A 10,616-nucleotide genomic window follows, 5' to 3' on the forward strand; every position below is an offset into this window, starting at 1 on the left:
ATCCATCTGGGCGTCAAATAGCGGACGTCCGTACAGGAGGAAAACAATGCTCATTTCTCAGCGACCCACGCTGACCGAAGAGGTCATCGCTGACAACCGCTCGAAGTTCGTCATCGAGCCCCTTGAGCCCGGCTTCGGGTACACCCTCGGCAACTCGCTTCGCCGCACGCTGCTGTCGTCGATCCCCGGCGCTGCTGTCACCAGCATCCGCATCGACGGCGTCCTGCACGAGTTCACCACCGTTCCCGGCGTGAAGGAAGATGTCACCGACATCATCCTGAACCTCAAGGGCCTGGTCGTGAGCTCCGAAGAGGACGAGCCGGTCACCATGTACGTCCGCAAGCAGGGCCCCGGCGCTGTGACTGCAGGCGACATCGTTCCCCCGGCCGGCGTCACGGTGAACAACCCGGATCTGCACATCGCAACCCTGAACGACAAGGGCAAGCTGGAGATCGAGCTCGTCGTCGAGCGCGGTCGCGGCTACGTTCCCGCCGTCCAGAACAAGGCGTCCGGCGCCGAGATCGGCCGCATCCCGGTCGACTCGATCTACTCGCCGGTGCTCAAGGTCACCTACAAGGTGGAGGCCACCCGCGTCGAGCAGCGCACCGACTTCGATCGGCTCGTGCTGGACGTGGAGACCAAGAACTCCATCACCGCTCGGGACGCGCTCGCTTCGGCGGGCAAGACCCTGGTTGAGCTCTTCGGCCTGGCCCGTGAGCTGAACGTCGAAGCAGAAGGCATCGAGATCGGACCCTCGCCCGCCGAGGCCGATCACATCGCGTCCTTCGGGCTGCCGATCGAGGATCTGGACCTCACCGTCCGGTCCTACAACTGCCTCAAGCGCGAGGGTGTGCACACCGTCGGCGAGCTGGTTGGTCGCACCGAGTCCGATCTGCTGGACATCCGCAACTTCGGTCAGAAGTCCATCGACGAGGTGAAGGTCAAGCTGCATTCGCTCGGCCTGGCCCTGAAGGACAGCCCGGCTTCCTTCGACCCCACCACCGTTGCCGGCTACGACGCCGCCACCGGAACGTGGAGCGACACCGACGCCGGCGCCTTCAGCGACACCGAGGGCAACGACCAGGACTACGCCGAGACCGAACAGCTGTAGACCAGCTCACTGGGTCCTTACTAGGAGATTCATCATGCCCAAGCCCAAGAAGGGTGCCCGCTTCGGCGGGTCGGCTTCGCACCAGAAGGCGATCTTCGCCAACCTGGCCACCGCGCTCTTCGAGCACGGTCGCATCACCACCACCGAGGCCAAGGCGAAGGCCCTGCGGCCCTACGCCGAGAAGCTCGTCACGCACGCGAAGGCCGGCACCCTGGCCCACCGTCGTGAGGTGCTGAAGGTCATCCGCAACAAGGATGTCGTGCACACCCTGTTCGCGGAGATCGGTCCGTTCTACGCGGAGCGCAACGGCGGCTACACCCGCATCATCAAGACCGTCCCCCGCAAGGGTGACAACGCTCCGATGGCGATCATCGAGCTCGTCAAGGAGCAGACCGTCACCTCCGAGGCCGACCGCGCGCGTCGCGTGAAGGCTTCGCAGGAGGCTCCGGCCGAGAACGTCGTGGAGGCCGTCGAGGCCGAGGCGACCGAGGCCGAGGTCGAGAACGCAGAGGCAGTTGTGGAGGCCGTCGAGGACGAGACCGCCACCGCCGCCGACGCGGACGAGGCCAAGAAGGACTAACGCTGAACGCGTCAGAACCTCGCAACGAACCCGCCGTCCCTTCCCGGGCCGGCGGGTTCGTTCGCTTTCGACTGGACATCACCTACGACGGGACCGACTTCTCCGGCTGGGCCCGCCAGCCCGGGCTGCGCACGGTCTGCGGGGTGCTCGAGGAATCGATCTCGACGATCCTGCGGGAGCCGGTCACGCTGACCGTCGCCGGCCGCACCGATGCCGGGGTGCACGCCTCGGGTCAGGTCGCACACTTCGATGTGTCTGCCGCGGCGGCGCCCGCCGAACCGGAGCGTCTCGTGCGTCGGCTCGCCCGCTTCCTGCCGCCGGACGTGCGGGTCAAGGCGGTCACCGCGGTGCCGGCCGAGTTCGACGCCCGCTTCTCCGCCATCCGCCGGCACTACGAGTACCGGATCACCACCGCGCGCTACGGCGCCGAACCGTTACGGGCACGCGACACCGTGTCGGTGCCCAAGGACCTGGACCTCGACGCGATGCGGGCGGCGTCGGCAGGCCTGATCGGCCTGCACGACTTCGCGGCGTTCTGCCGTCGCAAGGAGGGCGCTACGACGATCCGCGAACTCCAGCGGTTCGACTGGTCACGCGAGGCCGACATCGTCACGGCCTATGTCAGTGCGGACGCGTTCTGCTGGTCGATGGTCCGTAGCCTCGTCGGCGCGATGATCGCGGTGGGGGAGGGTCGTCGTACACCGGAATGGACGGTCGCGCTGCTGCAGGAGCGGGAGCGGTCCAGCTCCGTGCTCGTCGCGCCCGCGCACGGGCTGAGCCTGGTCCGGGTCGACTACCCGGCCGACGGGGACCTGGCCGCCCGCAATGCCGCCACCCGCGAGGTCCGTTCGGTTCCCGGCGGCTGCTGCGGCGACTGAGTTGCCCGGGTGTTGCCGACATTCGGCGCCGGTCGTGGGACTCAGCCAGCGCGCTGGGCCGCACACGCCTCGGCGAGCACTGCGGGCTTGGTCATGAAGGTGACGCTGGGCCGCGGGAACCGGTAGACGGCGCACGCGGCGTCGAGAGCCTCGTCCACCGACTCGATCAGGTCGGCCTCGTGGCCGGCGGGCCGGTGGGCGATCTCGATCACCAACTCGCACAGGATCAGACCGTGTTCGCGCCGGACCTGCTCCATCAACGAGATCACGAGATCGATCGTTGCGCCGATGCCCCGCCGATCGGCCGCATCGCCCATGTGGGTGTAGCACAGCCCGACCAGGGCGAGATTCGGTTGCTCGATCACCTCGGCGAGCTCTCGGCCGATCGCGCGCCGAGTCTCGGCGTCGGCCTGAACCGGCACATGGACCAATGTGTTCTGCCCGAGCCGACGACCGGTCGAGCGGTGGTTGCGGCGATGCAGTTGGAAGCTCATCGATACCTCCTCGGACCAGACTGGCACCCGCCCACTCGGCAGGGAGCCGGCAGATCAGGGATACCTCCGCCCGTCCGTGGACAGGGTGATCTTGACGCGTCCCTGACGAGGCCTCGCTCGATCCTGACGCCGCGTCAACACTCTCGGTCCGGCGCAGACCACCCCGTCCGCCGCGACCAACTGGTCAGCCTGCCAGCGACCGCGCGATGACCAGACGCTGAATCTGATTGGTGCCCTCGAAGATCTGGGTGATCTTGGCCTCGCGCATGTACCGCTCGACGGGGAAGTCCTGCGTGTAGCCGTAGCCGCCGAACACCTGCACGGCATCGGTGGTCACCTTCATCGCGGCGTCGGTTGCGACCAGCTTCGCGACGCTGGCCTGGCGCGAGTACGGCAGCCCGGCATCGCGCCGGCGCGCCGCGTCGAGGTAGGTCGCCCGAGCCGAGTCCACGGCGGCCGCCATGTCGGCGAGCAGGAACCCGAGGCCCTGGTGGTCGATGATCCGTTTGCCGAAGGCCTTGCGTTCCTTGGCGTATGCGACGGCGTCGTCCAGCGCACCCTGCGCCAGCCCGACGGCGACAGCGGCGATGCCGAGGCGGCCGGAGTCCAGGGCGCTGAACGCGATCGGAAGTCCCTGCCCGGGTGCGCCGATCATCCGGTCCTGCTCGACGAAGGCGTCGTCGTAGTGCGCGGACGTCGTCGGGACGGCCCGCAGCCCCATCTTCTCCTCGGGCTTGCCGAAGCTCAGGCCCTCGGTGGCGCGGTCGACGAGGAAGCAGGAGATTCCACGCGAGCCCTCGTCGCTGGTGCGCGCGAACAGGGTGTAGAAGTCCGCGCGCCCGCCGTTGGTGATCCACGCCTTCGAGCCGTTGATCCGGTAGCCGCCGTCGACGGCGGTGGCCTTGCAGATGAGCGCGGCGGCATCCGAACCGGCCTGCGGTTCGGACAGGCTGTAGGCGCCGATCATGTTGCCGCTCAACATGTCCGGCAGCCACCTGTTCTGCTGTTCGGGGGTGCCCGCGGTGGCGAGTGCGTAGCAGGAAAGGCTGTGCACGCTGGTCGCGACCGCGACCGCGGCCCAGCGCGCACCGAGTTCCTCGAGCACCTGCAGGTAGACCTCGTAGGGCTGGCCGCCGCCGCCGAACTCCTCTGGGTACGGCAGGCTCAGCAATCCCGCCTGGCCGAGTGCGGGAAACACTCCCTCGGGGAAGGTCTCGGTCTTCTCGTGCTGGTCGACCTTGGGGGCGAGCACCTTGTCCGCGACGTCGCGGACAAGGTCGATGAGGTCGTGGGCTTCCTGGCTGGGCAGCAGGCGTTCGACGGGCACGGGACACTCCTCCGAGAGAAACGATACTGGTAACGATACTGCAGTACAGTTTTGTGTATGGCAACCCAGGTGCGCGGCGCGGCCCGTCGCGCGCAGCTGCTCGACCAACTCGTCGACCTGCTGCTCGCGGACGGCTTCGCTCATCTCACTCTCGACGCGATCGCCGGCAGGCTGCGGTGCTCGAAGTCGACGCTCTATGCGCTCGCGGACAGCAAGGAGCAGCTGGTGCGGGTGGCCACCGTCCACTTCTTCCGCGGCGCCACCGACCGTGTGGAGTCGCGGCTGGCGGGGGCCGTCGGTGCCCGAGTGCGGATCGGGGCCTATCTGGACGCGGTCGGCGAGCAGCTGCGACCGGCATCTGCTCGATTCATGGAGGACCTCGCCGCGAACGCGGTTGTCCGCGAGGTCTACGAACGGAACACGCGGTTCGCGGCCCGTCGAGTGCAGGAACTCATCGCCGAGGGCGTGGATGCCGGCGAGTTCCGCGATGTGCACGCGGAGTTCGCGGCCGATGTCGTCACCTCGACGATGGTCCGGATCCAGTGCAGGCAGGTTGCCGAGGCCACCGGCCTCGACGACGCCCAGGCCTACGCCGAACTCGCCGCGCTCGTCACCCACGGTCTTTCCGTTTGACACTAGACACGCCGAGCGACGCGCCGAGGGTCGTGAACTGCGGAAACAAGTCTGGACAATCGTCTAGTTGATTCGGCAATTTCAATCACGGAGTGGCTACGCGTTGGTTAAGGTGACGTGACTTTCGCACATTTTGCCACCTGTTTTGGTCGGTACGGGTGCGGCCAGGGCAGATGGAGGGTGTGTATGTCTCGTCCGATGATGGGGCGTGTGGTCGGCGGTGTCAGTGCGGTGGCTGTTGCGGCCGGGTTCGCGGTGTCCGCCGGGGTCGGTGTCGCCTCGGCGGCGCCGGCGTCGGTGACGTGGACCGACGGCAGCAGCAAGTTCACTCGCACGATCAGCGAGGCGAATCCGGCTGCGGGTGATGTGATCACCATGTCGACGATGTTCGAGCGCACTGGTGGTGTGGTCGAGTGGTTGCAGGCGGTCAAGGATGTGCACCCGACGTGCCTGACGTATGTCGCGGGGTCGGCGAAGGTGTCGGGTTCCGCACAGAACCTGGAGAGTCAGGGCCCCGATTTCGCGCGGGTGACCGGTAACTGGCCGGTGTATCCGAACATCAACCCGAAGTCGCAGACGTTCGAGTTCTCGTACAAGGTGGGTGCGGATTGCGCTCGGGGCGCTGCGCTGTCGTCGTCGATGTACTACGGCGGTTCGTTGGGTGCGGGGAACTACGCGGACAAGGGTCCGGCGGTCACGGTTCGTAAGAACGTGTCGACCACGGTGCTTGCTCCGGTGTCGGGTGCGCAGGTCGGGCAGGCGACGACGTTGTCGGCGACGGTGACCGGTGGTGCGAACGGTGACGTCGTCGAGTTCTACGACGGTGCTACGAAGTTGGGTACGGGCGCGTTGAACAACGGTGTGGCGACGTATTCGTGGACTCCTGTTGCGGGTGCGCATTCGCTGGTGGCGAAGTATCTGGCGACCGGGGTTGCGGATGCGTCGCAGTCGGCGGCGCAGAACGTGACGGTGGCGGTCCCGGATGTGGCGACCCAGACTTCGGTGACTGTGCCCGCGACGGCGACGACCGGTGTTGCGGTGGATCTGAAGGCGACGGTGTCGCCGGCTCCGTCGGGTGGCACGGTGCAGTTCAAGGACGGTGGCACCAATATCGGTGGTCCGGTGACGCTGGTGAACGGTGTGGCGACTCAGCCGCAGACCTTCGCCACTGCTGGCGCGAAAAGCATTACGGCGGTGTTCTCGGGTGTCGCCGGTTTCACGGGTTCGACATCGGCGGCGTCGACCGTCACGGTTTCTGATCCGGCTCCGGTGGATGTGGCGACTCAGACGTCGGTGACTGTTCCGGCGACCGCGACGACCGGTCAGGCCGTGGATCTCAAGGCGACGGTGTCGCCGGCTCCGTCGGGTGGCACGGTGCAGTTCAAGGATGGTGCCGCGAATCTTGGTGGTCCGGTGACGCTGGTGAACGGTGTGGCGACTTTGTCGCAGACGTTCGCGTCGGCTGGTGCGAAGAGTGTCACGGCGGTGTTCTCGGGTGCTGCTGGTTTCCTGGGTTCGACGTCGGCGGTGTCGACGGTGACGGTTTCTGATCCGGCTCCTGTGGATGTGGCGACGACGGTTGTGGTGGCTGCGCCGGGTTCGGCGAAGGTTGGTGTGGCGGTTGACTTGTCGGCGACGGTGTCGCCGGCGAATGCGTCGGGCACGGTGCAGTTCAAGGACGGTGGCACGAACATCGGTGGTCCGGTGAACGTGGTCGGTGGTGTGGCGACGTTGTCGCAGACGTTCGCGTCGGCTGGTTCGAAGAGCATCACGGCGGTGTTCTCGGGTGCTGCGGGGTTCTTGGGTTCGACGTCGCAGTCGGTGTCGGTGTCGGTGTCGGAGCCGTTGCCCACTGATGTGGTGACGTCGACGGTGTTGACGGTGCCTGCGTCGGCGACTGCGGGTGTGGCGGTTGAGTTGAAGGCTGTTGTCGCTCCGGCGAATGCGTCGGGGACGGTGCAGTTCAAGGATGGTGACACTCCGATCGGTGTGCCGGTGGCTGTGGTGGATGGGAAGGCGACGTTGTCGCATGCGTTTGCTGCGGCGGGTTCGCGCAACATCACTGCGGTGTATTCGGGTGCGGCTGGTTTTGCGGGGTCGACGTCGGCGAAGTCTGTGGTCGAGGTGGCTGCGGCTCCCGGTGACGGTGGTGGCACCGGTTCTCTGGGGTCGATGTTCGGCTCCTCCTGATGTGAAGCCGGTCCGCTCAGGTTCTCCCCGGGAGAATCTGAGCGGACCGTTGGTCGATATGCGCGCTGGATCGTTCGTGCCCTGGTCCTGAACGCGCCCAACAGATGTAGAAGTTCCACGGCGCTCGCCGAGCGCGTGTTCGGATACAACGGAGGATCTGCATGTCTCGTCCGATGATGCGGCGGTGGGTGGCGGCGCCGAGCGCTGTCGCTGTTGTCGCGGTTGGTTTGGGTATTGGTGGTGGTGTGGCTTCGGCTGCGTCCGGGTCGGTGACTTGGGACGACGGCAGCGAGCGAATCACGCGCACGATCTCTGAGGTGAATCCGGCTGCGGGTGACACGATCACGGTGAAGAACGTGTTCGATCGCACGGGCGGGGTCGTGGAGTACATCCAGGCGGTCAAGGATGTGCACCCGACGTGCCTGACGTATGTTGCGGGGTCGGCGAAGGTGGACGGTTCTGCGCAGAATCTGGAGAGTCAGGGTCCCGATTTCGCGCGGGTGACGGGCAGTTGGGCGTTGTATCCGAGCATTTCGCCGAATCTGCGGACGTACGAGTTCTCGTACAAGGTCGGTGCGGACTGTGCTCGGGGCGTTGCGCTGTCGTCGTCGCTGTACTACAGCGGCACCTTGGGTTCGGGTAACTACCCGGACAAGGGTCCGGCAATCACGGTTCGCAAGAACGTGTCGGTGACGACGTTGGCGGCGGTGTCGGGTGCGCAGGTCGGGCAGGCGACGACGTTGTCGGCGACGGTGACCGGTGGTGCGAACGGTGACGTCGTCGAGTTCTACGACGGTGCTACGAAATTGGGCACTGGCGCGTTGAACAACGGTGTGGCGACGTATTCGTGGACTCCTGTTGCGGGTGCGCATTCGCTGGTGGCGAAGTACCTGGCGACCGGGGTTGCGGATGCTTCGCAGTCGGCGGCGCAGAACGTGACGGTGTCGGTGCCGGATGTGGCGACTCAGACTTCTGTGACTGTTCCGGCGACGGCGACGACCGGTGTTGCGGTGGATCTGAAGGCGACGGTCACGCCGGCTCCGTCGGGTGGCACGGTGCAGTTCAAGGATGGTGCCGCGAATCTTGGTGGTCCGGTGAATGTGGTGAACGGTGTGGCGACTCTGCCGCAGACCTTTGCCACTGCGGGTGCGAAGAGCATCACTGCGGTGTTCTCCGGTGTTGCCGGATTCTCGGGTTCGACGTCGGCTGCGGCGAACATCGCGGTGTCGGTGCCGGATGTGGCGACTCAGACGTCGGTGACTGTTCCCGCGACCGCGTCGACGGGTCAGTCGGTGGATCTGACGGCGACGGTCACCCCGGCTCCGTCGGGTGGTTCGGTGCAGTTCAAGGACGGCGACACCAACATCGGTGCGCCGGTTGATGCGGCGGGTGGTTCGGTGACGTTGCCGTTCACGTTCGCCACTGCGGGCGCGAAGAGCATCACGGCGGTGTTCTCGGGTGTTGCCGGATTCTCGGGTTCGACGTCGGCTGCGGCGAATATCGCGGTGTCGGTTCCGGATGTGGCGACGCAGACGTCGGTGACCGCGCCCGCGACGGCGTCGACGGGTCAGGCCGTGGATCTGACGGCGACGGTCACCCCGGCTCCGTCGGGTGGTTCGGTGCAGTTCAAGGACGGTGGCACCAACATCGGTGGTCCGGTGAACCTCACCAATGGTGTTGCGACGTTGTCGCAGACGTTCGCGACGGCTGGCGCGAAGAGCATCACGGCGGTGTTCTCGGGTGTTGCCGGTTTCCAGGGTTCGACGTCGGCTCCGGCGAACATCGCGGTGTCGGTTCCGGATGTGGCGACGCAGACGTCGGTGACTGTTCCGGCGACGGCGTCGACGGGTCAGGCTGTCGATCTGACGGCGACGGTCACCCCGGCTCCGACTTCGGGGACGGTGCAGTTCAAGGATGGTGCCGCGAACCTTGGTGGTCCGGTGACGCTGGTGAACGGTGAGGCGACTCTGTCGCATGCGTTCGATGCTGCGGGTGCGAAGAGCATCACTGCGGTGTTCTCCGGTGCTGCCGGATTCTCGGGTTCGACGTCGGCTGCGGCGAACATCGCGGTGTCGGTTCCGGATGTGGCGACTCAGACGTCGGTGACTGTTCCCGCGACCGCGTCGACGGGTCAGTCGGTGGATCTGACGGCGACGGTCACCCCGGCTCCGTCGGGTGGTTCGGTGCAGTTCAAGGACGGTGGCACCAACATCGGTGGTCCGGTGAACCTCACCAATGGTGTTGCGACGTTGTCGCAGACGTTCGCGACGGCTGGCGCGAAGAGCATCACTGCGGTGTTCTCCGGTGCTGCCGGTTTCCAGGGTTCGACGTCGGCTGCGGCGAACATCGCGGTGTCGGTTCCGGATGTGGCGACGCAGACGTCGGTGACTGTTCCCGCGACCGCGTCGACCGGTCAGGCTGTCGATCTGAAGGCGACGGTCACCCCGGCTCCGACTTCGGGGACGGTGCAGTTCAAGGACGGCGGCACCAACCTTGGTGGTCCGGTGAACCTGGTGAACGGTGAGGCGACTCTGTCGCATGCGTTCGATGCGGCTGGTGCGAAGAACATCACTGCGGTGTTCTCCGGTGCTGCCGGCTTCACCGGTTCGACGTCGGCTGCGGCGAATATCGCGGTGTCGGTGCCGGATGTGGCGACGCAGACGTCGGTGACTGTTCCCGCGACCGCGTCGACGGGTCAGTCGGTGGATCTGAAGGCTGTCATCACGCCTGCTCCGTCGGGTGGCACGGTGCAGTTCAAGGACGGCGACACCAACATCGGTGCGCCGGTTGATGCGGCGGGTGGTTCGGTGACGTTGCCGTTCACGTTCGCCACTGCGGGTGCGAAGAGCATCACTGCGGTGTTCTCGGGTGTTGCCGGATTCTCGGGTTCGACGTCGGCTCCGGCGAACATCGCCGTGTCGGTGCCGGATGTGGCGACTCAGACGTCGGTGACAGTTCCGGCGACGGCGTCGACCGGTCAGGCCGTGGATCTGAAGGCGACGGTGTCGCCGGCTCCGACTTCGGGGACGGTGCAGTTCAAGGACGGCGGCACCAACCTTGGTGGTCCGGTGAATGTGGTGAACGGTGAGGCGACTCTGTCGCATGCGTTCGATGCTGCTGGTGCGAAGAGCATCACTGCGGTGTTCTCCGGTGCTGCCGGATTCTCGGGTTCGACGTCGGCTGCGGCGAATATCGCGGTGTCGGTTCCGGATGTGGCGACGCAGACGTCGGTGACCGCGCCCGCGACCGCGTCGACGGGTCAGGCTGTCGATCTGACGGCGACGGTCACCCCGGCTCCGACTTCGGGGACGGTGCAGTTCAAGGATGGTGCCGCGAATCTTGGTGGTCCGGTGACGCTGGTGAACGGTGTGGCGACTTTGTCGCAGACGTTCGCGTCGGCTGG

Annotated in this window: 8 protein-coding genes; 6 read left to right on the forward strand and 2 right to left on the reverse strand. The window is 66.3% G+C overall.

The features are described from left to right. Window positions 1–46 precede the first annotated feature (46 nt). The 3 genes from ACFXGJ_RS22185 to truA are packed head-to-tail and all read left to right on the forward strand — an operon-like array spanning window position 47 to window position 2,569. The gene (locus ACFXGJ_RS22185; protein WP_142100190.1) at window positions 47–1,111 is read left to right on the forward strand and encodes a DNA-directed RNA polymerase subunit alpha; all 1,065 of its coding nucleotides are present in this window, start codon (window positions 47–49) and stop codon (window positions 1,109–1,111) included. A 34-nt stretch (window positions 1,112–1,145) separates the two neighbouring features. After that, window positions 1,146–1,691, forward strand: coding sequence for a 50S ribosomal protein L17 (rplQ, locus tag ACFXGJ_RS22190; RefSeq protein ID WP_378624896.1), 546 nt, complete (start codon window positions 1,146–1,148; stop codon window positions 1,689–1,691). A 2-nt stretch (window positions 1,692–1,693) separates the two neighbouring features. Beyond that, window positions 1,694–2,569, forward strand: coding sequence for a tRNA pseudouridine(38-40) synthase TruA (gene truA / locus ACFXGJ_RS22195; RefSeq protein WP_378624912.1), 876 nt, complete (start codon window positions 1,694–1,696; stop codon window positions 2,567–2,569). A 41-nt stretch (window positions 2,570–2,610) separates the two neighbouring features. On the opposite strand, the gene ACFXGJ_RS22200 is transcribed toward truA, so the two are convergent. Together ACFXGJ_RS22200 and ACFXGJ_RS22205 are read right to left on the reverse strand one after the other, a co-directional pair. Beyond that, window positions 2,611–3,063 carry a decarboxylase gene (locus tag ACFXGJ_RS22200; protein WP_378624898.1) on the reverse strand — a complete coding sequence of 151 codons (453 nt, stop codon included), beginning with the start codon at window positions 3,061–3,063 and terminating at the stop codon, window positions 2,611–2,613. A gap of 184 nt (window positions 3,064–3,247) precedes the next feature. Then, complete coding sequence (locus tag ACFXGJ_RS22205; RefSeq protein WP_378624900.1) at window positions 3,248–4,390, reverse strand: acyl-CoA dehydrogenase family protein; 1,143 nt, start codon at window positions 4,388–4,390, stop codon at window positions 3,248–3,250. 57 nt (window positions 4,391–4,447) lie between these two features. Here ACFXGJ_RS22205 and ACFXGJ_RS22210 point away from each other — a divergent pair, with 57 nt between their 5' ends. From ACFXGJ_RS22210 to ACFXGJ_RS22220, 3 genes are all read left to right on the forward strand, one after another. Beyond that, the gene (locus ACFXGJ_RS22210) at window positions 4,448–5,023 is read left to right on the forward strand and encodes a TetR/AcrR family transcriptional regulator (protein WP_378624903.1); all 576 of its coding nucleotides are present in this window, start codon (window positions 4,448–4,450) and stop codon (window positions 5,021–5,023) included. Window positions 5,024–5,209: 186 nt separating this feature from the next. Further along, window positions 5,210–7,213, forward strand: a complete 2,004-nt coding sequence (locus tag ACFXGJ_RS22215; RefSeq protein ID WP_378624906.1) for an Ig-like domain repeat protein — start codon at window positions 5,210–5,212, stop codon at window positions 7,211–7,213. Window positions 7,214–7,401: 188 nt separating this feature from the next. Further along, the coding region (locus ACFXGJ_RS22220) for a beta strand repeat-containing protein (RefSeq protein WP_378624909.1) at window positions 7,402–10,616 on the forward strand (3,215 nt) is incomplete at its 3' end.

The organism is Rhodococcus sp. NPDC059234, from assembly GCF_042754225.1.
Taxonomy (GTDB): domain Bacteria; phylum Actinomycetota; class Actinomycetes; order Mycobacteriales; family Mycobacteriaceae; genus Rhodococcus_G.

What these genes read in the sequence shown, in the direction of transcription:
- ACFXGJ_RS22185 (WP_142100190.1), top strand. Translation starts at nt 47, where the DNA reads ATGCTCATTTCTCAGCGACCCACGCTGACCGAAGAGGTCATCGCTGAC.
- ACFXGJ_RS22215 (WP_378624906.1), top strand. Translation starts at nt 5,210, where the DNA reads ATGTCTCGTCCGATGATGGGGCGTGTGGTCGGCGGTGTCAGTGCGGTG.
- rplQ (WP_378624896.1), top strand. Translation starts at nt 1,146, where the DNA reads ATGCCCAAGCCCAAGAAGGGTGCCCGCTTCGGCGGGTCGGCTTCGCAC.
- ACFXGJ_RS22200 (WP_378624898.1), bottom strand. Translation starts at nt 3,063, where the DNA reads ATGAGCTTCCAACTGCATCGCCGCAACCACCGCTCGACCGGTCGTCGG.
- ACFXGJ_RS22210 (WP_378624903.1), top strand. Translation starts at nt 4,448, where the DNA reads ATGGCAACCCAGGTGCGCGGCGCGGCCCGTCGCGCGCAGCTGCTCGAC.